Origin of the sequence: Eubacterium ramulus ATCC 29099 (genome assembly GCF_000469345.1) — a bacterium.
Lineage (GTDB): Bacteria > Bacillota > Clostridia > Lachnospirales > Lachnospiraceae > Eubacterium_I > Eubacterium_I ramulus.
In genome coordinates this window covers 18,210-43,178 of record NZ_KI271109.1, presented here as the reverse complement: position 1 = coordinate 43,178, position 24,969 = coordinate 18,210, and the positions used below count along the sequence as shown (strand labels likewise).

The window sequence follows — 24,969 nt, the reverse complement described above, 5'->3', positions numbered from 1 at the left end:
ATGTGTTTTTCTTTCTGTCACAATTTTTTATCTATATCATTATAGAGGTATGCCTTCAAATCTGCAAGTTGTTTACGGATAATCAGCATAAATGCGATGCTGCTCCAACTGCTTCAAATATGGATAAGGATTGATGGCTTCCTCTTTATCCGTATTGTGGTGGATATAAATGCCTACGTGCAGATGCACGGCAAACTGCCCGGTTGTGCCTTCTGTTCCATATCCGGAATCTCCTGCAAATCCAAGAAGCTGCCCGGCATGCACCGCCATACCATCTTCCAGATCCGGCGCATAGGATTCCAGATGTGCGTAGTAATAATATGTGCCGGACGCACTGCGAATGCCGATACGCCAGCCTCCAAGCTTCAACCATCCCATCTGCTCCAGTGTGCCATCGGTCATACTGACTATCGGATAAATGCCACGCTCATTCCGGATGGTCATCAAATCCGTGCCCTCATGCTTGCGGGCTCCGCCGAAAGTGCGGGCAGATTGCCAGGAATCTTCATAATTGCAGATGACCGCTCCCGCTTTCCATGTAGTTTCTCTATGCTCATTTTGAAATGCCAGTGGAAAATACTGCAGTTCCGACAGAATCTGTTTATCCAGTACTTTTTTTGTCGTTATCTGCCGGACCGTTCGCAGTCGGTTTGCAAGCAGGCTGTTCCAGACTACCAGCAGCAGAAGTGCGATCAATCGGATTCGGAATACCTTTCTTTTTGCAGTAATAGAAGAATTTTGTCTCCTTTTCATTCTTTTTCTCCAGTCAGGAATTACTTTAAGATATGAAAAATAAACTGTACTATGAAAAATAAACTATTTATTCTATGTATTACAATCTGTATCGGCTATGGTATCATCTGTCCGGATCTGCTGGCAAAATCTGCCGCAAACGGCTTATATCTGTGGTATCATTCGGTATTGCCGACGTTGCTGCCCTTTGGTATCTTGTCAGGAATCATCCTTCGTACCGGTATGTATGATGCGATATTGGAACGGATCAGCCCGTTTCTAAAAGGCATCTATCCACTTCGTCCTCCCTTGTTTTATCCGTTGATCGCCGGATATCTGTTTGGTTTTCCTCTTGGCAGCAAATTATGTGCGGATCTGTACGATCTCGGAAAAATCAGCAAAAACGAAGCTGTGAGGGTCAGCTGTATCAGTAATAATTTCGGGCCTGCGTTTGTCGTAAATTATGTGTTGGCAGCATTACCGGAAGGTGTAATGCCGGACTGGATGTTCCTTGCTATATGTTATGGCACGCCATTGCTTCTTGGTTGGTTTATGCTTTGGAGGGCACCAGAAAATCCGCCGGAAAAAAACTCAGAAAAAATGCCGGCATCCAGATCTGAAATAACTTTAAAAATCATTGATGACGGCATTATGAACGGTTTTACGACAATGATAAAACTCGCCGGATATATTATGTTGTTTTCCATTGCAGCGGATTTCGCAGGTCATCTTCCGCTTCCCGGAACCGCACTGTCAGGTTGCGTTATCGGGCTGCTGGAAATTACGAATGGAATCTATACTGTCTCCGGCACAGAATGGCCGGCAGAAATCAAGTATCTGTCTGCCATGGCAATGGTTTCTTTTGGCGGTATCAGCGGCATCTGCCAGACAGCATCCATGCTGGCAAAACTACAGAGCAGCATACGCACCTATGTAATCTTTAAATTATTAAATGCCATGCTGGCAACACTTTTTACAGCTGCTCTGGTTTGTTATCTGAACCACCAATAACATCGAATTCTTCTTGTGCAGCATCTGTGGAAACTTCCTCGGCCGCTTCAGCTGGTGCTTCCTCTTCCGGAGTCAGTTCGTTCCGGTTTGCTTTTACGATATCATAGCAATTTTGGAGAGAAGACAATAATCCCTCGTATTTTGCCTTGTTTGTATCGATGGCATGAACCACAATGTTTTCCAGATTACCTAACAGGTTATCTGTATATTCGATGGCTGCAGTACGGATGCTGTCAGCATCCTCTGTTGCCTTATCAAGAATCTCCTGCGCCTGGTTAGTTGCAATGGATACTACTTCGTTTGCCTGTGCGTATGCCTGCTGCATAATCTGATGTTCACTGACAAGTTCATTGGTTTGAATCTGTGCCTGAGCAAGGATCTCTTCTGCTTTTGCCTGTGCATCTGCCAGAATAGCATCCTTGTTGCTGATGATCTTCTGATAGCGTTTGATCTCATCCGGCGTTTTCATGCGCAGCTCTGTCAGCAGTTCCTCAAGTTCTTCTTTATTTACAATAATTTTGGAATTTGACAGTGGCTGAAATTTACAACCGTCAATATATTCCTCAATTTCAGAAATGATCTGTTCAATACGGCTTGTCATTTAAATCTCTCCTTTATCGCTTTATGTTAAATTTGCTGTACACTCTGTCTACCAGCTCCTTCGGCACAAATTTTGATATATCGCCGCCGTAGGATGCTACTTCCTTTGTAATCGTAGAGCTTAAATATGCGTACTGAAGACTTGTGGTAAGAAAAATAGTATCAATCTTGGGATTGACGGCATGATTGGTCTGTGCAATCTGTAACTCATACTCAAAATCTGTCACCGCACGTAACCCACGCACAATAATATTTGCTCCGATCTGATCTGCATAATCTGCCAGAAGTCCATCATATGCAGTCACGGTAACATTCGGAAGATGTGACGTAAATTCTTTTATCATACTAACACGTTCGTCCGCAGAAAACAACGGATTTTTCGCATTATTCTTTAAAACTGCAACATTCAGTTCATCCACAATTCTAGATGAGCGCTCAATAATATCAAGATGCCCCAGCGTCATCGGATCAAAACTGCCGGGATAGATTGCTTTTTTCATTTTGTGTGTCAGCGATTCCTGTGATCGCATACCCCTTTACTAAATTCTTTTCAAGAACACGTGCTGATTGGATTTATACTCTTTCACACGTGTAACCTGAAAGCCATATTTTTCCATTTCATATGGATCGGTATCCAGAGATTCTTCCACAATAATGAGAGTATCCTCTGTCAGAATGGAGGAAGTTTTCAGATGTTCCAACACCTCATATTCCAGTCCAAGCCCGTAAGGCGGATCCATAAAAATGATATCAAATACATATCGGCGCTCCAGCATACGCAGTGCGGATAATGCATCCATACACTTCAAATCACAGCTGGATGTAAATTTGGTAAAACGGATGTTTTCCTGGATACATGCCGCTGCTTTCTTGCTGTTTTCAACAAATACTGCTTTTTTTGCACCACGGCTGACTGCTTCCAGACCGATGCCGCCGCTTCCGGCAAACAGATCCAGAAATACAGCCCCCGGCACATCCATCTGTAAAATATTAAATAAAGTCTCTTTAATTCGATCGGTTGTTGGCCGCGTATCTTTGCCTTCAATCGTCTTTAAAGGCATACTGCGGGCCGTTCCTGCTATAATCCTCATAGTGGGCCTCCTAATGATAATAAATGAAAAGCTGTGTCCTGCATCTGATCAATCCTGCTCTTTTAAAACTGCTTTGTTTTTATACAGGTAATCAAGGAGTGATACAATGGTCAGTACCAATGCCACATAAGTTGCAATCAGAGCCAGTACATGAATGATTCCAACGCCTGCCACATACACATCAGCGTTCATGTTCAGAATCAGTAAAATAATCATTGCCATCTGGAATGTAGTCTTAAATTTGCCCCACATACTTGCAGCGATAACAATCTGATGCTCTGCTGCAATGAGACGGAATCCACTGATGATAAATTCACGGGCAATGATAATGATCACGATCCATGCCGGCAGCAATTTTAAGTCTACCAGACAGATCATAGCGGAACATACCAACAGCTTATCTGCCAGCGGATCCATAAATTTTCCAAAGTTTGTGACCAGATTATACTTTCTGGCAATTTTTCCATCCAGCATATCAGTCAGGCTGGCTACGATAAAAATCACAAGCGCCAAGTAATCACCGTTTGCACCAAGTACATCCGTTAACAGAAAAAATACAAAAAATGGAATTAAAATCACACGAAAAATCGTAAGTTTATTAGGTAAATTCATAAGTTCCTCCTATCTCGTATCAGATGTTTTACATCAGTTCTCCGATGAGATCATATTCATAGGCACCGGTAATACGGACTTTGACAAAATCACCGCTTACCAGTTCCGTATCTGTGTTTACAAAAACAAGACCGTCGATATCCGGAGCATCACGGTAGCTTCGTCCTACATAAGCATTTTCATCTGCCACTTTTCCTTCGATCATAACAAGAATTTCTTTCCCAATCATGCTCTCATTTTTATCCAGAATAATTTCCTCCTGCAGCTCCATAACATCTGCCTGCCAGTCTTCTTTGACAGACTCTTCTACCTGATGGTCGAAAGTTGCTGCGGGTGTATTTTCCTCCGGAGAATAAGTAAATGCACCCAGACGGTCAAATTCCGTTTCATTCAAAAACTCCATAAGCTCTTCGTGCTGTTCTGGCATTTCACCCGGAAAACCACAGATCAACGTCGTCCGGATCGCGATATCCGGAATAGCGGCACGCAGGGCGGCGATTTTTCCTTCCAGCATCTCGCGGTTTGTCTTACGGCCCATGCGGCGTAAAATATCGGAATTGATATGCTGGATCGGCATGTCAATATAGTGACATACTTTTTCATTGTCTCGAATCGCTTCGATCAATTCATCATAAATTTCTTCCGGATAACAATACATCAGACGGATCCAGTAAATTCCGGGAATTTTATTCAGTTCATTCAGCAGAATGTGCAGAGATTTTTTACCATACAGATCAATACCATACAGTGTCGTCTCCTGTGCGACCAGAATCAGTTCTTTGACTCCGGCTTCTGCCAGATCCTGTGCCTGACTCAGGATCTCTTCCATCGGTACAGAACGGAAATCTCCACGGATGGACGGAATAATGCAGTAAGTACAGTGTTTGCTGCAGCCTTCTGCGATTTTTAAATGTGCATAATGTCCACCGGTGGACACGCTGCGTTTTGCTTCATGTGTCTCAATGCCGGTCAGTGGCTCATATGCCTCATATTTATCACCAAGCAGTACTTTCTCGATGGCATCGCAGATCTGTTCGGTAGAATTGGTTCCCAGCACAGCATCTACTTCCGGAATCTCTTTCAGAATCTCATCCCGGTAACGTTCTGCCAGGCAACCGCAAACAATCAATGCTTTACAGTTTCCACCGGTGCGGTACTGTGCCATATCCAGAATGGACTGGATACTTTCTTCTTTTGCATCATGGATAAAACAGCAGGTATTGATCACGATGATGTCTGCCTCCTGCTCATCGTCCGTTACCGTGAATTTGTGATGTGTTAATTTTCCAAGCATAAATTCGGAATCGACAAGGTTTTTATCACAGCCAAGTGAAATAAATAATACTTTCATTTGGTTCCTCCATTTATCGTTATTTTAAAAATATCCCTGGTATTTTCGACCATGGGATCTGCAGAAACAACAATGCTGCCTTGTAAAAAAGGCAGCATGTAAAAAGGCAGAATTAGCGATCGCCTTCCTCTTCCACGTCATCATCTTCACCGAGGATCTTTACATTTCCTGTATATAACTCCTCTACAGCGATAGATAAAGGTTTTTTGCCGGCAGCATTTGGAACCAACGGCTCTGCACCACCGATGATCTGGCGTGCACGTTTTGCAGATGCGATAACGATGGAATAACGGCTGTTTACTACCGGCTCCTCACCATACTCTGCATTGTTATTTACGACTTTCATTAATTCATTATAAGATGGATGTATCATGATAAATCTCCTTTCACAAACTGTTTTAAATCATTTTTTATTGTTTCGATGCTGTCAAGATTGTGCCGCATCCGCTGTTGCTCGCTGCAGATAATCTCATGAACGTTTTCTACGGCTTCGTCCAGTTCATCGTTTACAACCAGGTAATCATATACTTCACAGCCGTCAGCTTCTTCCACAGCCCGTGACAGACGGGAGTGGATAACTTCTTCTGTCTCTGTTCCGCGTCCGGTAAGACGTTCTTTTAAAATTTCAGCAGATGGCGGCGTCACAAATAACAACAGGGTCTGTGGAAACTGTTCTTTGATCTTTAACGCACCCTGAATCTCGATTTCCAGAATTACATGCTTGTGTGCCTGAAGCTGTTGCTGTACATATGCCTTTGGTGTTCCATAATAGTTTCCAACATACTGTGCATGCTCCAGAAGTTCATTGTGCTCAATCATAGAAAGAAATTCTTCTTTTGTCTTGAAGAAATATTCCCGGCCATCCTGCTCACCTTCCCGCGGCTGACGCGTGGTAGCTGATATTGACAATGCATATTTTTCCGGGTAACGACGGATCAGTTCTTTCATGATCGTCCCTTTTCCGGAACCCGAAAATCCGGATATTACAATTAATAATCCTGAATCTGCCATGATTCAATCTCCTCTTTACTACATTTCCTTATTTTGAAATCTGCCCGCCAGTGTTTCCGGCTGAAGTGCAGATAAGATAACATGTTCACTGTCCGTCAGGATAATACTTTTTGTCCTTCGTCCCTGTGTGGCATCCACAATCCGTTCGGAATCTTTTGCCCGCTGTACAATTCGCTTTGCCGGAGCTGAGTCCGGATTAATGATCGTTACAATCTTATTTGTATTTACTACGTTTCCAAAACCGATATTGATCAATCCTGCCATAATAGCTCCTTCTTTCCATTTGTATAGCTGCATGCAACCGCTACTCAATATTCTGAATCTGTTCCCGTACTTTTTCAATCTCTGTCTTTAATTCAATGGCAATACCGGATGTCTCAAGGTCATTGGATTTGGACAGGATTGTATTTGCTTCACGGTTCATTTCCTGAGCGATAAAGTCAAGTTTTCGTCCGATTCCTTCGTCTCCTTCCAGTGCCTGAAGCATGGATGTGATATGGCTCTTTAACCGGACTGTTTCTTCGTCGGTACAGATTTTGTCTGCAAACAAAATAATCTCCGTGGACAGACGCGCTTCATCAATCTGGGTATCACCCAGCAGTTCCTGCACTTTTTCCTGCAATTTTGCGCGATATTCTGTCAAAATCTGCGGTGCACGCTGCTCCACCTTCTCTACATTGGATGCCATGTGATGTAACTTTTCAACCAGATCTGCCTTTAAATGTTCACCTTCCGAGGTACGGGCAACGGTAAACTGGGTGCATGCTTCGCGGATTGCCTGGGCAAGCATAGACCAGAGTTCATCTTCATCCGGTGCCTGCTCTTCCATCGTCAGAATCTCCGGATAACGTGACAATGTGCTGACTTTAATATCGTTCTCCAACTGGAATTCTTCTGCCATCTGTTGCAGATATGACAAATATTCCTTTGCAATCGCGGAATTATATTTTACCGCCATCGTCTGTTCGGAAAAATCTTCGTAACTGATAAAAACATCCACTTTTCCACGCTGCATATATTCTTTTAGCAAAGAACGGATAGCTGCCTCAAAAAAATTCAGCTTTTTGGGCATGCGGATATTGATGTCAAGGTATCTGTGGTTTACGGATTTCAATTCCACGGTGATCTTTCGCTTTTCATTGGAAAGTTCACACCGTCCAAATCCTGTCATACTTTTTATCATGTGTCTGCACCTGCTTTATCTCGTATTCTATTTATACAGACATTTTCTGTTCTGCATAATCAATTTATTATAAAATGTTTTTTCACGGAAGTCAAACATTTCCGTTTCTATCAGGAAACATTCCGTTTGAAATGTGGAAATTTACAATGCACGTGAAAGGTGTGAACCTGATTCGGATTCCTTTTGTTTCATATCCTGAAACTGTCGAAATACAAACCAGATGGTAATGACAGCAGCAGCCAGGTCTGCGATCGGTCCGGCATACATAACACCATCAATTCCCATAAATACAGGAAGAATCAGGATCAGTGGCAGTAAAAACAAAATCTGCCGGGTCAGGGACACGATCATACCAAGTTTTGCCTTTCCGATAGATGTAAAGAATCCGGAGGACATTGGCTGAATGCCATTGATAAATGTCATAAACATAAATATACGGAAATACCGTTCCGCAAACCGGTAATATGCTTCATTTCCACCACCAAACAGAGCAATGATCTGGCGTGGAAATATCTGGAAGCAGGCAAAAAATACAATACCGGAAATAATAGCTGCCCAGGCAGCTTTTTTGTATGTTTCCCGCACCCGGTCAAATTTTTCCGCTCCGTAATTGAAGCCGAAAATCGGCTGACATCCCTGGGAAATACCGATTCCGATAGACATAAAGATCATATTTACCTTGGAAATAATTCCTGCACAGGCAATCGGAATGTCTGCTCCATAATCAGAAACAGCTCCGTATTTTCGCAGGATATTATTCATAGTAATCTGAATGATTGCCATGGCAACCTGATTGATACCGGAAGCCATGCCAAGGGCTGTGATCTCACCGAGATATTTCATGTGCGGCATCAGATGATGACGGGTCAGCTGCATTTTAGAAAATTTCCAGAAATAGATAAGAATCATCACTCCGGAAACCACCTGTCCCAGAACCGTTGCCCAGGCAGCACCTTTAATTCCCCAGTGAAAAGCAAAAATAAACAATGGATCCAGAATCGTATTGATGATCGCACCGGTCAGCATACAAGCCATGGAAAAAGAAGGACTCCGGTCCGCACGCACCAGATGACAGCCGCCGGTAGTCAGTATTAGAAACGGTACACCGATGGCTGTAATCCCGGTATAATCAATGGCATAAGGAAGCACTTCCTCGGTCGCACCGAAAATATGCATTAATGGTGTCAGGAAACCAAGTGTTACTGCTGTGATGATCACACCACATACCACCAGCATGGTCAGGCCATTTCCGGCATAGTTTTTTGCAACTTCCGTCTGTCCGGCTCCCGACTTCAGATTAAAATTTGATGCACTGCCGATTCCCAGTAAAAGTGCAACAGCAGTACAGATGATATTTACCGGAAATGCAATATTTGTCGCAGCATTTCCCAGCATACCAACACCCTGTCCGATAAAAATCTGATCTACGATATTGTATAAAGAACTTACCATCATACTGATGATCGCCGGAATGGTAAATTTGAGAATCAAAGAACTTACCTTTTGTGTAGCAAGTGGATTCTGTTGTTCTGTCTGCATACGAAAACTCCCTTCTGTTATCCGTTATGTTTCTCAACTTATCCGTGCAATTATATCTAAAATCCCACGCACAAATTTCTTATGGTCAAACATCCAATATAATAACACACCGTTACTGTTTTTTCCAGTTTAAATTTGCTTTTTTACGAAAATCATGCTAACATTCTTTCATTAGTGAATCACATACTCTTTATGGGAACTTTTAAACCATTGCAGCAAAATTATAAAAGCTTATAAATTATCAGAAAATGTGATTCAGAGCGTTAAGATAGTTAGGAGGAGTTTTATGGCTCTTGATGGAATCGTAGTTGCCAGTCTGGCAAAAGAATTACAGGAAAATTTTACAAATGCACGTTTGAGCAAGATCGCACAGCCTGAGAAGGATGAGCTGCTTCTTACTCTGAAAGGTCCAAACGGTCAGAAACGTCTGCTTTTGTCTGCCAGTGCATCTTTGCCGCTGGTATATATTACCGGAACAAATAAACCAAGCCCGATGACAGCACCAAATTTCTGTATGCTGCTTCGAAAGCATGTGGCTAATGGACGGATTACTTCAATCACGCAGCCTGATATGGAGCGTATTCTTGTATTCGAAATTGAACATTTGGATGATCTTGGGGATCTCAGACACAAGAAACTGATCATTGAGCTGATGGGAAAACACAGCAACATCATTTTCTGTGATGAAAATGACATGATACTTGACAGTATCAAACATATTTCCGCACAGGTAAGTTCTGTTCGAGAGGTACTTCCGGGACGTACCTATTTTATACCTGCTCAGCAGGATAAAATGAATCCTCTGAAAGAAAATGGGGAGCATTTTATGGAACATGCCTTGCAGAAACCATGCAGTGCTTCCAAAGCAATCTATACTTCTTATACCGGTATCAGTCCGCTGGCAGCCAATGAATTCTGCTATCGGGCAAATGTGGACGGTGATGCTCCATGCGCTTCACTGACAGAATCCGAACAACAGAAACTGACAGAAGTTTTTCTGGCTGCCATGTCAGATATCCGGGAAGGTCGTTTTTACCCGAACATCATTATGCATCAGGATGAACCAATTGAGTATGCGGCAATCCCGCTGACTTCCTACGCTTCGGATACAATCCTACCTTATGATTCTATCTCAGAAGTACTGGAAAACTATTATGCGCAGCGCAGTCTTTACACCCGTATGCGTCAGAAATCCGCAGATCTGCGTCATGTGATCAATACACTATTAGAACGAAACCGCAAAAAATATGATCTGCAGAAAAAGCAGTTAAAAGACACTGATAAACGCGAAAAATATAAAGTGTACGGCGAACTGATCCATACCTACGGTTATCAGTTAGAGGAAGGATGCAAGGGATTTGACGCATTGAATTATTATACAAATGAAACAATCCATATCCCTCTGGATGCAACAATCTCACCGTTGGATAATGCGAAAAAATATTTTGACCGGTATGCAAAATTGAAACGTACCTATGAAGCACTCACTGATCTGATCGAGGACACACAGCTTGAAATCGATCACCTGGATTCCATTGCTACGGCTCTCGATATTGCAGAGACAGAAGCTGATCTGCAGCAGATCAAGGAAGAAATGATGGAGAGTGGTTATATCAAACACAAATATTCCAAGAAGAAAACCCAGGGCAAGAGCAGACCATATCACTACCGTTCTACCGACGGATTTGACATTTATGTTGGAAAAAATAACTTCCAGAACGATGAACTGACCTTCAAATTTGCAGAGGGCAACGACTGGTGGTTCCATGCAAAAGGGATGCCGGGGTCCCATGTACTTGTGAAGACAAAAACCGGAGAAATGCCGGATCGTACCTTTGAAGAAGCCGGCCGTCTGGCAGCTTTTTATTCCAAGGGCCGTGGCAATGAAAAAGTAGAGATCGACTATCTACAGAAAAAGAACGTAAAAAAACCCAACAAAGCGAAACCGGGATTTGTGGTATATTATACAAACTATTCGCTCACCATTCAGCCGGATATTACTGGGTTGGAGCTGGTTTCGGAATAATTTTTAAATTAATAAAAAATAAGGAAAATACCGGAAAGAACAATTATGCTGCTCTTTTCCGGTATTTCTGTTTTGGTTATATGGAAATTTATTAATTATATTTATAGAATCCCTCTCCCATTGCCACACCTTTCTTGCCAGCGTTATTTTTTTAACAGCAACCGCCGTCACCCCATACTGGAAATGATCAGCAGCTCCACGGCAAGCTGATCTGCCATCTGCCCGGTTTTGATATTTTCCTCCGTCTGTACACACTCCCGTACAATCTGTTCCAGCCGTTTCCCTTCAAAGGCTCTCGCCTGTCCGGCATATTTACGAACGGCAAATTCCGGCACACCGACTTTTGATGCCATGGATTTGTAGTCAAAACCACCTCCCATCATATCGCTCAGCTGCATCAGAATCTGAAAATGTCTGGTGACCAGAAATAAAATACGCATGGCAGGTTCCTTCAGCATCAGCAGATCATAATACAGATCCAGTGCCCGTTTTGATTCTTTGCGTCCAATAGCTTCCACCATGTCAAATATTTTTCCACTGATCTGATTTGCACAGATAGCCTCCACATCTTCCGCTTCGATGATGTCTTTCTCCATCGTATAACAAAGCAACTTTTCCAGTTCCTGTGTGATCAGTTCCATATCGTTTCCTGTTTTACTCAAAAACAATTCCATAACGGAACGCGTGATTTTTTTGTTTTCTTTTTTTAATGTTCCAAGGATCCATTGCATCAGCACAGCATCCGTCTGACGCTTGAATTCTACCACGCTGCCGTGTTTTTTGATCTGCTTATACATCTTTCCACGCTTGTCCACATCTTCTTCTGCGAAAATAAAATAGGATGTTTCCGGGAGTTCTGCCATGTATGCAGCCAGTTCTTCCGTGCTTTTTTTGAAAAATCCGCTGTTTTCCACCAGAATGACACGGCGTTCTGCAAAAAATGGCAATGTTTCGGCCAGATCGATCAGCGCCTCCGGGCGAATATCTTTTCCGGAAAATACCGAAGTATTCATGGTGTCACCTTCCACGGATAACGCATTTTTCAAGCGTGTTTTATACTGCTGTACCAGATATGGCTCTTCGCCGTATAATAAATAACAATGTTTAAAATTTCCTGTTTTTAAATCTTCCTGTAATGTTTTCATATCTCAAAGTATAATATGAATCCCCAAAAAACACAAGGCGGGAAAGAAAAACTCTCCCGCCATATGTATGCATGTGTTACAATTTATACACATCATTTGTAAAATGCCCCATCGGGCTTTTTACAAATGTGCCGTTGTACATCAGCCACCAAGTTCCACCATACGGTGAATACATCTTCCGGCACCTTCCATGATATCCGCCGGCAATGCAATCTCTTCACCACCACAGCCTTTCAGGCAATTATAAATGTCCATCAGCGTAGTGATTTTCATATTCATGCAGGTAAGCTGCACCGTCAGTGGATAAAACTGCTTATCCGGGCAGTCAAACTGTAAATGCTCTACGATACTGTTCTCTGTTCCGATAATAAATTCTTTGCACTCGGAATTTTTTGCATAGTTCATGATACCAGTAGTAGAACCAACATAATCTGCCTGGGCGACCACTTCCTGACGACACTCCGGATGCACCAGAAGCAATGCGTTCGGGTGAAGCTCTTTTGCTTTTCTGACATGTTCCGGTGTTACGATCATATGGCGTGGACATCCTCCGGTATAAAAGGCAAATTCTTTCTCCGGAATCTGTTCTGCCACATAATGACCCAGGTTTGGATCCGGGACAAAAAGGATTTTATCTGCATCAAGCTTTTTACAGATTTCCACAGCTGAGGATGAAGTGACACATACATCACACTCAGTCTTTAATTCAGATGTTGTATTGATATAGGCAACCACTGCATGATCCGGGTATTTCTGTTTTAATGCGCGCAGAAACTCCAGATCCAGCTGTTCTGCCATCGGACATCCGGCAATCGGATTTGCCAGCCATACACGTTTCTGCGGGCTTAATACTTTGCATGTTTCCGCCATAAAACGGACACCGCACATAATCACATTTTTGCACCTGCTTTTGGAAGCCTGCACACTGAGACCATAAGAATCTCCCATATAATCAGCAACTTCCAGAATATCCTGACTCTGGTATGCATGTGCCAGAATACAGACATCCTGTTCCTTTTTCATTCGCATGATCTCCTGCTGAATTTCTGCTATTGTCATTTTATTTTCTCACTTTCTTTTTTTGCAAATCTTCTCAAACTCACGGTACGCTGCACATTTTACACTGTAATCTAATATTGTATGTAAATGTCAGACGGAAAGGTATCATTTGTTTACGCTTCCACCGGATGAAGATTTTTCATGGAAATATCCAGAATTGGTGCAGAATGAGTCAGTGCACCGCTGGATACAAAATCAACACCGATCTCACAGATTTTTGCAATATTCTCCTTGGTGATATTGCCGGAACACTCTGTCTGGGCACGACCGTCAATGAGCTGTACCGCTTCTTTCATCATATCCGGAGTCATATTATCCAACATAATGATGTCTGCACCGGCATCCACTGCTTCTTTCACCTGTTCCAGTGTCTCTACTTCAATCTCAATCTTGCGGACAAAAGGTGCATATGCTTTTGCCATTTGAACTGCTTTTGTGATGCTGCCTGCTGCTCCGATGTGATTATCCTTTAACAACACACCGTCAGACAGATTATAACGGTGATTACATCCACCACCGATACGGACAGCATATTTTTCAAAAATACGGCAGTTTGGTGTTGTCTTTCGTGTATCCAACAGCGTCACATGGCTGCCTTTCAGCAGATCTGCCACCTGTCTCGTATAAGTTGCAATACCACTCATGCGCTGTAGATAATTCAATGCTACACGTTCACCGGAAAGCAGTACACGGATATCGCCATGTACAGTGGCTATCCGCTGCCCACATGTTACAACATCTCCATCTTTGCAATAAAAGGTAACCACCGTTTTCTCATCCAGTAGTTCAAAAACTCTGGCATACACATCAAGTCCTGCGATTACGCCGTCCTCTTTTGCGATCAGCTCCACTTCGCCCATCTGCACCGTCGGCATAACGGCATTGGTGGATACATCTTCACTGGTAATATCTTCCTGTAATGCAAGGCGGATCAGATTGTCCGCCTGCAGTTTCATCGTTATATCATTCATGGCTGTTCTTTACCCTCTCTATTTCATTTCGTACTGCGGCATGATATTCTGACAGAATCTGCTCCCGATCCTCATACTGTCGTATATCCACCTGTGTACACTGGAATTCTGTTTTTGTGCCAAACAGAATATCATCTGCTGCTCTTCTGGCAAATACCAGTGATTCCAACAGTGAATTACTTGCCAGACGGTTTTTTCCATGGACTCCGTTACAGCTTGTCTCACCACAGGCATACAGTCTCTTCATGGAAGTACGGCTTCCAAGATCCACTTTGATACCGCCCATAAAATAATGCTGTGCTGGAACGACCGGAACCGGCTCCTTACAAGGATCATATCCTTCCTCCAGACATTGCTGATAAATATTCGGGAAGTGACTTAAAATCACATCTTTGCCAAGAGGACGCATATCCTCCCAGACACAGTCGGAACCTTCTTTTTCCATCTGAGCAAAAATTGCCTGACTGACTTTGTCTCTCGGCTGCAGTTCATCTGTGAAACGCTGTCCGTTTTTATCCAACAACAGCGCACCTTCTCCACGGACTGATTCAGATACAAGAAATCTTCGTCCCGGTTTTTGGGAATACAGTGTAGTCGGATGAATCTGTATGTAATCCATATGTTCCAGCTGAATCTGATGTTTCAGAGCAATTCCAAGTGCATCACCGGAAATGTGCGGAAAATTTGTGGAATTCTGATATAATCCGCCGAGTCCGCCACAGGCCAGAACCACATGTTCTGCATACACAGGATATACATTGTTTTCCGTATCCATGATGATGATACCACCGCAGACATTGTCTTTTTCAATCAGATCCACCATGGTCATATATTCACAGATTTCAATATTTTCTTTTGTTTTTACTTCATTAAGCAAAGTCTGGGTGATCTGTTTTCCGGTAATATCTTCATGGAACAGAATACGCGGCTGTGAGTGGGCAGCCTCTCTGGTAAACATCAGATTACCAGTCTCATCTCTGGTAAAATCCACCTTTCTCTCCACCAGATCACGAATGATACTGTTGGAACTGCGGATCATCAGATCTACGGCACGGGCATTGTTTTCATAATGTCCGGCACGCATGGTGTCCTCAAAATAGTTCTGATAATCATCTTCCCCTCGAAGCATGCAGATACCACCCTGCGCCAGGAAGGAATCCGATTGATCTGCCTCCTGTTTTGTAATTAATAATATTCGTTTCCGTTCCGGAAGATTTAAAGCACAGTATAAACCGGCTGCGCCGGTACCTACGATAATGACGTCATAATATTCTTTCATAGTATTTTTCCTCTTTTTAATGCTTCCGCCATTATACTATCATAGTTTACACCTGTCAAGACAGCTGTTTTTCTATTGTCTGATCTGCCACTGACCTTTCCGGTACAGAATCGAAATCTGTCCGCAGTCTTTTGTACAATAAATATCGCAGCCTTCCTTTTCCAGGCGTTCCAATGCCTCTTGGGAAGGATGATGATAACGGTTATGAGCACTGCTGGAAATAAAAGCTGCTTTTGGATGGATGTAATTCAGAAACTCCTCACAGCTGGAGAAACGGGAACCATGGTGCGCCACTTTCAATGCTGTGACCGGATGCAGACGTTGTCGCTTTAATAATAGTTTTTCCTGTTCTTCCCCAAGGTCTCCGGTAAACAGCATCGAAAATGCATGACTTCTCAATTCCCATACCTGTGAGAGACCGTTGCAATCAGCAGCTGTCTCATCGGCATCCGGATACAGGCACTGCAATGTCATTTCTTCTAGATGCAATGTATCTCCTGTGTCTACATAAGAAACACTGGTTCCTTGTTTCTTTGCCAGTTCCGCCAGTTTCTGGCAAGAAGAATCTTCTGACAACGCTTTTGCAAGTAACAACCGATGTACCGGATAACCCTGCTCCAGCAGTTCCTCAAGTCCGGAAATGTGATCCGCATCCGGATGGGTAACAATCCATACATCCACAGCATTTACACGGTGATATTTCAGGAATGGCAGCATACGGTAAGTTCCCACTGCGGCTTCTGAACTGCTTCCACCATCGATCCATATATGACCACCATGTCCATCTGTCAGAAAGATGCCATCTCCCTGTCCGACATCAAGCAGAAAGATACCCGGCGTTTCTGCCGGATGCACCAGAAGGGTTGCTGCCAGAAAGATGCCAAGAATGCCATAAGGAAGTCCTTTCAGGGACAGCCAACGCATATTTTTATTATGGGCAAACAGTTTCCGATACAGTTTCCACAGACAAAAAAACGCCAGCACGATATAATAGGTGATGATCCAGAATGGTTCCGGCTGACCGGTGAGCAGCAGATTCCCCGGAAACAGGCGAAGGATACGCATCCCGGCATCATACAGATTTAAAATTGCATGACATGTCACCAGTATCCAGCCGGCGATTCCCGGCATCCATACATAGATCAATGCAGCTATAAGGCCTCCTCCCAACAGCCAGCTGCTGAAAGGGAGAATCAGCAGATTCAGAAACATGGCATAAAGAGGTACTTCGTAATAGAACCAGGCAGTCATTGGCAGAAGCCATAGCTGCAACCACAGACTAAAGCGTAAATTTTTTTTCAAATCTGTCAGCCGGTTTCTGAGGCTATTTTTTATCCACGCATTGATAGATTTCCGATTCCCCTCATGGTCTGTACGTTTTTCATCTTCTTGTTCCGGAAACAATCTGCTGTACTGAACAATGGCCAGCATTGCCGTAAAAGAAAAAAGAAAACCTGTCTGGTACAGTGTCAATGGGTTGGTGATCAGCAGAAGAATTGCTGCCAGTGCAAGTCCATGGGCTCCATCATAAGTCCGTCCGAAAATCTGTGCCCCCATCATGCACAGATACATGACAATCGCTCTTTGCGCAGGAATCCCAAAACCGCTCATATAAGAAAAGCAAAGGATGCAAAATGTACTGACTGCAGCTGAACAGGGATAAGATCTGCGTAGGAATCGTAAAAATCGATAGACGCTGAAACCGAGAATCGAGATATGCAGACCGGAGACAGACAACAGATGGGATATCCCGGCCTCCTGATATTGCTGTTTGATTTCCGGATCCAGCAAAGACTTTGTCCCGGCTGCCAGAGTACATAAAATACCCGCATCCCGTTGATTCATCTGTTCCGTGTAAATTTGAACGATATGTTTTTGCAGACGATATAACTGTTCACGGCATAACAGAGCAGGGATTTTTTTTATTTGTATCGCATCCTCTCCGTTTTCTACTCTGAGGCGGCAGAGGATATTTTGCTGTTGGTAATAGTCAGCAAAATCAAAATTGCCATCATTACGTGCAGGAGAAAAGCATTGTACCTTGCCGGTAATCTTGATTTTGGCACCAATTGGAATTACATCCGTTTCATTCAAAAAAATAATATGCCCGAGAAACACGGGTGTCTGATCTGTATTCAGATAGGTTTGTTTCAGATGATATAGATAAGAATCAGATTTGATTTCTTTGCCGGTTACAGTTCCGCAAAGTGTAACCTGTGCAGTGGACGAAATGATTTTCTGACGTCCGGTATAGGATGTCAGATGCTGCCGGGTGATACCGGCTCCCAGCAGACAAAAACCTGTCACTAAAAACAGCATGACAATTTGTTCACGTGAGGGATGCTTTTTGTACACCCCTGCTGCACAGGCAAATAATAACAGAACCGCCGGAAAAACATGCTGTACCGAAGGATGTTCTCCGGCCAACAGAATTCCGGCGGTCAATGCGGCTGCTAACAGGCAGATATGATGCTTATTCTCCAGTATCAAGCAATCCCTCCTTCTCCTGTTTCTGCACAACCTCTACGTCGTCTCCATCCTCAATGACAAGATCCAGATTTTTCTTATAATATTCACCGAGGGACATTTTATCCCGGTAGGTAATATCTGTCTTGCCATTTACGGCGATCTGTACTGTATTAATGGTATCAAGTTCCGTCAGAGAATCTACGATGGAATAGATGATCACATCTTCTTTGATTTCAAAATTCTGGGTCAGAAATCCATCATCCAGATTGACCAGGCAGGCTCCATTCATAACAGAGACACTGACCAGCTGTGTTGTATCCGGGATAGCAGAACGGGCATTGGATGATTTCGGACCATCCAGCAGCCGTTCCATGATCAATTTTTCAATGGACGTATTGCCGGAATAATATACATGCTGAGTTTCCCTTACCAGTCCGTCTCCGGTAGCAGACGCAAAATACAATGTCAGATTTGCTTCCTGGATATTGTTAATCTGCTCTCCCGGATTTTCCACAAAGGAATCATTAGTCAAAATGCCGACTTCTACTCCATTTGCATCAGTCAGCGGAAGATTATCCACATAGATCGATACACCATCGATATCATGGATCTGCATCATATTATGCACCACTGCCCCACGACAGAGCACTTCTTCCGGTGCCGGAATATCACCATATGCCTTATTAAAATACAAATACAGCTGGTGATCGGTATATTCATATCGTGCAATTTTTACATTATCCGGAAAAATCTTCTGATATTCTACATCATCACTGTCCTCAGACATACGGGCGATATATTCCTTGATCAGTGCATCCGTATCCGTAGATTCAGGATCATAAGGTTTGCTCACAATTTTCTCTCGCTGTTTATTCAGATAAAACAGCGCATATCCGGTATTTTCCGATTTGTATTTTCCACAACCTGCGGCAATGCCGGAAAACAGAAACAGAAATACCAAAAACAGAATAGCTGTTATGTTTAATCGTTTCATTTTTAATGCCTTTCATGACGGGCAGAACAAAGAACACTTTCTGTCGGTTCTTTGTTCCGTAAAATATGTGTCTGTGGTATCAACTGATGTAAGTCAAAGGAATCCGTACGGTAAACGTGGTTCCCTCACCTTCCATACTGTGTACTTTGATGGCACCGCGGTGCATGATGATGGCATTCCTTGCAATAGCAAGACCAAGACCGGTTCCGCCGATTTCCCTGGAATGTGATTTGTCCACACGGTAAAATCGTTCAAAAATCCTGTTCTGTGCTTCTTTTGGAATTCCGATGCCATTATCCTCCACCGTTACAAAAAAGTTCTGATGATCTGCATTCAGTGAAACATGCACCCATCCATCCGGATTGTTATATTTGATTGCATTTTCAATCAGATTGGTCAGGGCAAGGGTGAGTTTGACTTCATCTACTTCCGCCACTACCGGCCGGAAACTCTCCATAACAAGTTCCACGTTCTGTTTCTGTGCGATCGGACGCAGACGTTTCATGATCCGCTCCAGCAGTTCATTGATCTGAACGCTTGTAATATTGATATTTCCGGCAGATTTATCCATTTTTACCAACGAAAGCAGATCATTGATGATTTTATTCTCACGGTCAATCTCTGCACCAATATCTGTCATAAATTCCCGATAAAGTTCTACCGGAATATCCTCCTGTCCCATCAGGGAGTCTGCAAGGACTTTCATGGAAGTCAATGGTGTCTTCAATTCGTGGGACACGTTAGATACAAACTCCTGGCGACTCTCATCCAATGTCTGCAGACGTCGCAGCATCTCGTCACAGGCTGCAGACATCGTCTCCGTTTCAGAATATGAATTAACACTGATAAAATCGGCTTCATAGCCGTCCTGTACATCTTTTATGGACTTTGTCAGACGACGGAACGGACGCACAAAAGCAGTAGAAACTGCAAATCCGGCGATGACAACAATGACTGCGACCAGAAACTGGATCATCAGGGCATATTGTTTCAAAATGGCAAGGGTGGCAGCAATACTGTCGGTGGAGACACTGACCAACATTACACCGATCACATTTTTCCCGGATTCATCATGCATGGGAAACGTCATCTCAATGTAATGGTTATCTGCATCATATTTCTGCACAGTCTCGCCATTGTATGCCTGCATGACTTCTTCTGAAAGAATTGTTTTCTGCTCGTCCAGTGCATAAGTGTCTTTTACTATGGTAAAAGAACTGTCAATAAGCATCACACGACCATCATAAATAGTTGACAGCTGATCTAATTGTGTTGTGATATTTTTGGAAGAAGTATCCTGCAGATAGTTATTTGCCACAATCTGGCTGGCAAGCAGCTTTGCCTGACTGGTAATATCTACGGTACGGGTATTGACGGCCCGTTTTTCATAGACCGACAGAATACCTGTACGCAGTAAAAATGTCGGAGCGATTCCGAACAAAATAATTAATAGAAAAATGCGAAATTTCAGACTTTTCAAATATGCGATCATTGCTTTCAATTCCATTACCTCTGCTTGTCAGAATGATAATAGTAACCTACCCCCCATTTTGTGTGAACATACTTCGGCTCACTTGGGTTTGCTTCTACTTTTTCACGCAGACGACGCACATGTACATCCACCGTGCGGAAATCTCCCGGGTACTCATATCCCCAGACAAGGTTAAGCAGACGTTCCCTGCTGTAAACTTTTTCCGGTGTCTTTACCATCAATTCCATCAGGTCAAATTCCTTTGCGGTCAGCTTGATCTCACGTCCCTGGATAAACAATCGTCTGCTCTCACAGTCCAGACGTACATCACCATCCACGATCACATTTGGATTTTTCTCCATTTCCTTGCGGGAAGTCCGGCGCATGATCGCTTTGATCCGGGCCTTTACCTCCAGAATGTTGAATGGTTTTGTTATGTAATCGTCGGCACCATACTCCAGGCCCAGGATTTTGTCCATATCATCGCCTTTTGCCGTCAGCATGACGATGGGAACATTGGAAAATTCACGAATCTGCTGGCATACCTGAAATCCATCTAGTTTTGGAAGCATAATATCCAGTAAAATAATATCATATTGTTTATTATGTGCCATTTCCAGAGCTTCTTCTCCGTCATACGCACAATCCACTTCCATACCGTCCTGTTCCAGACTGAACCGGATTCCTTTTACGATTAATTTTTCATCATCTACCACCAGCACTTTTTTCGCCATTTCGTCACCTCATTGAACACTTATGTTATCTTTTATTTTGTCATAGGTTCCCTGTTTGATACCATCTACATTCATGATATCTTCTTTATTTTGAAAGGAACCATGTTTTTCTCTGTACGCAATGATATCTTCTGCCCGGGTCTGTCCAATCCCTTTCAGAGTCATCAGCATGTCAACTGTCGCCGTATTGATATTAACGGTTGCGTCTGTCGCTTCCTTACTATCTGTCGCTGTCGTCTGTCCGGATGCTTCTGCCACAGCATCCTCTCCTACATAGGGGATATGCAGTTTCTGACCATCCGTCAGCAGTTCAGCCAGATTGACAGCATCAGACCGGGCATTTTCCAGCAGGCCACCCGCCATGGCAACTGCTTCGTATGCACGGCTCTGTGCTGAAAGTTCATAAACTCCGGGCTGGCAGACAGCTCCGCAGACATAGACAAACACCGTCTTTCCGGTGTCGTCTGCTTCCGGATATTCAGAATCCTTTATTTCCGAAGATGCATTTTCTTCTGATTCTTCCTGTTTTACATTCTCCGACTCAGATTTTAAAACAGGAATCTCACCGGATACTTCTTCGGTTACTGATTCTTCCGTTCCCAACAGAATATCCTGCGGATCTGTCCGGCAGCCGGAAAATGTTCCCAACAGCAATATCACAGAGCATACAACCAACAATTGTCTCATATAAAATCTCCTTTACTCTGAAAAGCAAAGGATTTCTCAAATACCTGTAACAATTTTATCAAATATCGCAAATATTACAAGTCCTGTTTTTATTTTGCACACTGATTGTACAGAACCAGCAGTTTTTCAACTTTTTCATAGTAGATTTTAGAAAAATTCACGTTCGCTCCCATTGAAAAAGGATTACCCCAGCGACAGCCACTGCCATTCCAATCAGTTTCTGCACAGACCAGTCTGCTTTTTCTGTCCCAAACAAACCGAACAGCTCAATGACATAGGCACTGATCATCTGTGCGATAACAATAAAAAGAACCGCCTGTGCAGGCCCGAGCGTATGCATGCTTTTAACTACCGTCAGGGTAATAAAAGCACCTATGATACCTCCGATTAATACATATTTGGGTTGAACTTTCCAGAGCGCAGCAAATGAACTGCGATCCGTGATGCCCCAGGCAACCAGACAGACAGCCAGTGCCGTAAACTGTACCCAGCTATTTGCCACCCAGAGACTACTCTGCTTTGTCACATCTGTGTTGAAGACTCCCTGAACGCTCATCAGTATTCCTGATAAAATTGCAATTAAAATTCCGATCATAATTTCATTTCCTTTTTGCATTGAATATTTGCATAATTTTTTTGTAAACAGCAGGATAGGAAAAATAACAACCCTATTTTTTCTTCATACTGCAAATTATGCATGTATATATCAGAATGCCACAAAAGATTTCTTTTATACCGGAATTGTTATCCAAAAACAGAATTATTTCGGTCTGTATTTTCTGTCAAAAACAGACAGCTATGCTTTCAAATAGAAAACACAACTGTCTGCTGAAATCATCTTCAAGACGGACAATCTTTCGATTTTTAACCGACTGATAGAAGGATTAGAAGGTTGCAAGTACCTCGTCTAATTTTGTAACCATCTCATCCACATGTTCTTTTTCAATTACCAATGGTGGGACAAAACGAACTACGTTGGAACCTGCCGTAATGATGATCAGACCTTTCTCCAGTGCTTTTGCAGCAACTTGTCCTACCGGTATTTCCATTTCCAGTCCCTGCATAAGTCCCATACCGCGACGATCTGTGATAAAGTCATATTTCGCAGCCAGTTCATCCAGTTTCTGCACCAGATACGGTGTAATCTCATGTACATGATTTATAATCTGATCCTTCTCGAAAATATCAAATACTGTGCTGACTGCAGCTCCTACAAACGGATTTCCACCATAAGTTGTTCCGTGATCACCGGGTGCCAGAGATTTATCTGCCACCTTCTGAGTCATAAGAAATGCACCCACCGGCACACCACAGCCAAGTGCTTTTGCAACAGTCATAATATCCGGTTTCACATCATAATTCTGCCATGCAAACATTGCACCGGTACGTCCCATACCACATTGAATTTCATCCAGGATCAGTAAAATGTCTTTCTCGTCGCAAAGAGCACGTACGCCTTTTAAGAACTCTGGGTCAGCTGGATAAATGCCACCTTCGCCCTGTACCGTTTCCATAATAATGGCACAGGTTTTATCTGTGATCTGTGCTTTCACGCTTTCCAGATTGTTGTACTCAGCAAAACGAATTCCCGGAATCAGTGGTTCAAAAGGTTCCTGATAATGTTTTGTTCCGGTTACGGATAATGCACCAAGACTTCTGCCATGGAAAGAATGCTGCATTGCGACCACTTCGTGACCTGCATGTCCATCTCTGCTGTAGGCATATTTTTTTGCTGCTTTTAATGCACCTTCGATTGCTTCCGTACCACTGTTTGTAAAGAAGATACGATCCATATCTGCTGCAGCAAGTGCTTTTTCAGCTGCTTCCATTGTCGGTACGTTATAATATAAATTAGAAGTATGCAATAATTTATCGACCTGATTTTTCAGTGCATCGTTGTATTCTTTTTTTCCATATCCAAAAGCACAGACAGCGATACCTGCTGCAAAATCAAGATATTTTTTTCCATCTGTATCATACAGATATACACCTTCCCCATGATCTAATACAACAGGGAAACGATTATATGTATGAAGCAGTGCCTGTTCCGCATGATCAATATAATTCTGTTTATTCATGGTCAAATTTTGCCTCCTCATCTCCAAGAATTGCCGTACCGATTCCTTTGTTTGTGAAAATTTCCAGTAACAGGCAATGAGCCATACGTCCATCTAAGATATGTACCCGGGAAACACCATTTTCCACTGCATGAATGCAATTATTTAATTTTGGAAGCATACCGCCAACTACATAACCGCTGTCGAGCAGGTTTTTTGCTTCCGAAACAGTCAGTTCAGAAATCAGTGTGGACGGATCTTTCGGGTCACGGTAAACACCTTCGATATCAGTTAAAAATGCAAGTTTTTCTGCATGAACTGCTGTTGCAATGGCGCAAGCTGCATCATCGGCATTGATATTGTATGTCTGATAATCATCATCCAAACCAATCGGGCAGACAATTGGCAGAAAATCTTTTTCCAGAAGATCAAATAAAATCTTCGGATCCACGGATTTTACATCGCCTACAAAACCGATATCCTGTCCCTGGGAATATTTTTTCTCAACCTTCAGCAAACCACCGTCTTTACCGCTGATGCTGACTGCCTGAACACCAAGTTTCTCTACCATGGATACCAGAGATTTTCCGACTTTTCCAAGTACCATCTCTGCGATTTCCATTGTCTCAGCATCTGTTTTTCTCAGACCGTTTACAAACTCCGGTTCCATTCCGGCTTTTGCCACCCATTTGCTGATCTCTTTTCCACCACCATGTACGATAATTGGTTTGAAACCAACCAGTTTCAGCAGTGTGACATCCTGGATAACACGTTGCTTTAATTCTTCATCGAGCATGGCACTTCCACCATACTTTACAACGATGATCCGGCGGTTAAAACGCTGGATATAGGGTAATGCCTCTATCAACACCTCAGCCTTTGCCCGCAATGCTTCATATTTATCTTCCTTCATTTATCTGTCCTCCTGTAACAACTCACTTTTTTCT

25 protein-coding genes are annotated in these 24,969 nt (G+C 43.0%); 2 read left to right on the top strand and 23 right to left on the bottom strand.

Annotated features, from left to right (window positions below; genetic code table 11):
* Positions 1–72: 72 nt before the first annotated feature.
* Complete coding sequence (locus HMPREF0373_RS05850; protein ID WP_021738722.1) at positions 73–753, bottom strand: M23 family metallopeptidase; 681 nt, start codon at positions 751–753, stop codon at positions 73–75.
* Between the two features lie 51 nt (positions 754–804).
* On the opposite strand from HMPREF0373_RS05850, the gene HMPREF0373_RS05845 reads away from it, so the two are divergent.
* On the top strand, positions 805–1,743 hold the full coding sequence (locus HMPREF0373_RS05845; RefSeq protein WP_021738721.1) for a sporulation integral membrane protein YlbJ: 939 nt from the start codon (positions 805–807) through the stop codon (positions 1,741–1,743).
* Here the strand turns inward: HMPREF0373_RS05845 and HMPREF0373_RS05840 are convergent.
* The 10 genes from HMPREF0373_RS05840 to HMPREF0373_RS05795 form a co-directional block, all read right to left on the bottom strand.
* A complete protein-coding gene (locus tag HMPREF0373_RS05840; protein ID WP_021738720.1) occupies positions 1,706–2,344 on the bottom strand; it encodes a hypothetical protein in 639 nt (212 codons plus the stop codon). The genes HMPREF0373_RS05845 and HMPREF0373_RS05840 overlap by 38 nt on opposite strands.
* Positions 2,345–2,357: 13 nt before the next feature.
* The gene (coaD, locus tag HMPREF0373_RS05835; RefSeq protein ID WP_021738719.1) at positions 2,358–2,843 is read right to left on the bottom strand and encodes a pantetheine-phosphate adenylyltransferase; all 486 of its coding nucleotides are present in this window, start codon (positions 2,841–2,843) and stop codon (positions 2,358–2,360) included.
* A gap of 39 nt (positions 2,844–2,882) precedes the next feature.
* Positions 2,883–3,434 carry a 16S rRNA (guanine(966)-N(2))-methyltransferase RsmD gene (gene rsmD / locus HMPREF0373_RS05830; RefSeq protein WP_021738718.1) on the bottom strand — a complete coding sequence of 184 codons (552 nt, stop codon included), beginning with the start codon at positions 3,432–3,434 and terminating at the stop codon, positions 2,883–2,885.
* Positions 3,435–3,482: 48 nt separating this feature from the next.
* A complete protein-coding gene (gene pgsA / locus HMPREF0373_RS05825; RefSeq protein WP_021738717.1) occupies positions 3,483–4,046 on the bottom strand; it encodes a CDP-diacylglycerol--glycerol-3-phosphate 3-phosphatidyltransferase in 564 nt (187 codons plus the stop codon).
* Positions 4,047–4,074: 28 nt separating this feature from the next.
* Entirely contained in the window at positions 4,075–5,397 is a 1,323-nt protein-coding gene (gene rimO, locus HMPREF0373_RS05820) for a 30S ribosomal protein S12 methylthiotransferase RimO (RefSeq protein WP_021738716.1), read from the bottom strand.
* Positions 5,398–5,509: 112 nt separating this feature from the next.
* A complete protein-coding gene (gene rpoZ / locus HMPREF0373_RS05815; RefSeq protein ID WP_021738715.1) occupies positions 5,510–5,770 on the bottom strand; it encodes a DNA-directed RNA polymerase subunit omega in 261 nt (86 codons plus the stop codon).
* On the bottom strand, positions 5,767–6,411 hold the full coding sequence (gene gmk / locus HMPREF0373_RS05810; protein WP_373927709.1) for a guanylate kinase: 645 nt from the start codon (positions 6,409–6,411) through the stop codon (positions 5,767–5,769). The genes rpoZ and gmk overlap by 4 nt, the downstream gene beginning before the upstream one ends.
* A 15-nt stretch (positions 6,412–6,426) precedes the next feature.
* Positions 6,427–6,672, bottom strand: coding sequence for a DUF370 domain-containing protein (locus tag HMPREF0373_RS05805; protein ID WP_022036089.1), 246 nt, complete (start codon positions 6,670–6,672; stop codon positions 6,427–6,429).
* A gap of 40 nt (positions 6,673–6,712) precedes the next feature.
* Complete coding sequence (locus tag HMPREF0373_RS05800) at positions 6,713–7,591, bottom strand: YicC/YloC family endoribonuclease (RefSeq protein WP_021738712.1); 879 nt, start codon at positions 7,589–7,591, stop codon at positions 6,713–6,715.
* Between the two features lie 141 nt (positions 7,592–7,732).
* Entirely contained in the window at positions 7,733–9,130 is a 1,398-nt protein-coding gene (locus HMPREF0373_RS05795) for an MATE family efflux transporter (RefSeq protein ID WP_021738711.1), read from the bottom strand.
* 286 nt (positions 9,131–9,416) lie between these two features.
* Here HMPREF0373_RS05795 and HMPREF0373_RS05790 point away from each other — a divergent pair, with 286 nt between their 5' ends.
* Complete coding sequence (locus HMPREF0373_RS05790; protein WP_021738710.1) at positions 9,417–11,156, top strand: Rqc2 family fibronectin-binding protein; 1,740 nt, start codon at positions 9,417–9,419, stop codon at positions 11,154–11,156.
* A 167-nt stretch (positions 11,157–11,323) separates the two neighbouring features.
* Here HMPREF0373_RS05790 and holA read toward each other — a convergent pair whose 3' ends face one another.
* From holA to argB, 12 genes are all read right to left on the bottom strand, one after another.
* Positions 11,324–12,301, bottom strand: a complete 978-nt coding sequence (gene holA, locus HMPREF0373_RS05785; RefSeq protein ID WP_021738708.1) for a DNA polymerase III subunit delta — start codon at positions 12,299–12,301, stop codon at positions 11,324–11,326.
* A 141-nt stretch (positions 12,302–12,442) separates the two neighbouring features.
* Positions 12,443–13,360, bottom strand: a complete 918-nt coding sequence (gene nadA, locus HMPREF0373_RS05780) for a quinolinate synthase NadA (protein WP_021738707.1) — start codon at positions 13,358–13,360, stop codon at positions 12,443–12,445.
* A gap of 113 nt (positions 13,361–13,473) precedes the next feature.
* Positions 13,474–14,331 carry a carboxylating nicotinate-nucleotide diphosphorylase gene (gene nadC / locus HMPREF0373_RS05775; protein ID WP_021738706.1) on the bottom strand — a complete coding sequence of 286 codons (858 nt, stop codon included), beginning with the start codon at positions 14,329–14,331 and terminating at the stop codon, positions 13,474–13,476.
* Complete coding sequence (locus tag HMPREF0373_RS05770; protein WP_021738705.1) at positions 14,324–15,610, bottom strand: L-aspartate oxidase; 1,287 nt, start codon at positions 15,608–15,610, stop codon at positions 14,324–14,326. Before HMPREF0373_RS05770 ends, nadC begins: the two co-directional genes overlap by 8 nt.
* A 72-nt stretch (positions 15,611–15,682) precedes the next feature.
* Complete coding sequence (locus HMPREF0373_RS05765; RefSeq protein ID WP_021738704.1) at positions 15,683–18,100, bottom strand: DNA internalization-related competence protein ComEC/Rec2; 2,418 nt, start codon at positions 18,098–18,100, stop codon at positions 15,683–15,685.
* The gene (locus HMPREF0373_RS05760) at positions 18,084–19,073 is read right to left on the bottom strand and encodes a GerMN domain-containing protein (RefSeq protein ID WP_021738703.1); all 990 of its coding nucleotides are present in this window, start codon (positions 19,071–19,073) and stop codon (positions 18,084–18,086) included. The genes HMPREF0373_RS05765 and HMPREF0373_RS05760 overlap by 17 nt, the downstream gene beginning before the upstream one ends.
* Before the next feature lie 79 nt (positions 19,074–19,152).
* Positions 19,153–20,580, bottom strand: coding sequence for a sensor histidine kinase (locus tag HMPREF0373_RS05755; protein ID WP_021738702.1), 1,428 nt, complete (start codon positions 20,578–20,580; stop codon positions 19,153–19,155).
* On the bottom strand, positions 20,580–21,278 hold the full coding sequence (locus tag HMPREF0373_RS05750; RefSeq protein WP_021738701.1) for a response regulator transcription factor: 699 nt from the start codon (positions 21,276–21,278) through the stop codon (positions 20,580–20,582). The genes HMPREF0373_RS05755 and HMPREF0373_RS05750 overlap by 1 nt, the downstream gene beginning before the upstream one ends.
* Before the next feature lie 9 nt (positions 21,279–21,287).
* Positions 21,288–21,965 (bottom strand): helix-hairpin-helix domain-containing protein, encoded by a 678-nt coding sequence (locus HMPREF0373_RS05745; protein WP_021738700.1) that lies wholly within the window; start codon positions 21,963–21,965, stop codon positions 21,288–21,290.
* A gap of 157 nt (positions 21,966–22,122) precedes the next feature.
* The gene (locus HMPREF0373_RS05740) at positions 22,123–22,560 is read right to left on the bottom strand and encodes a DMT family transporter (protein WP_022035645.1); all 438 of its coding nucleotides are present in this window, start codon (positions 22,558–22,560) and stop codon (positions 22,123–22,125) included.
* A 289-nt stretch (positions 22,561–22,849) separates the two neighbouring features.
* The gene (locus HMPREF0373_RS05735) at positions 22,850–24,043 is read right to left on the bottom strand and encodes an aspartate aminotransferase family protein (RefSeq protein WP_021738697.1); all 1,194 of its coding nucleotides are present in this window, start codon (positions 24,041–24,043) and stop codon (positions 22,850–22,852) included.
* Positions 24,036–24,935 carry an acetylglutamate kinase gene (gene argB / locus HMPREF0373_RS05730; protein WP_021738696.1) on the bottom strand — a complete coding sequence of 300 codons (900 nt, stop codon included), beginning with the start codon at positions 24,933–24,935 and terminating at the stop codon, positions 24,036–24,038. The genes HMPREF0373_RS05735 and argB overlap by 8 nt, the downstream gene beginning before the upstream one ends.
* Positions 24,936–24,969: the final 34 nt, after the last annotated feature.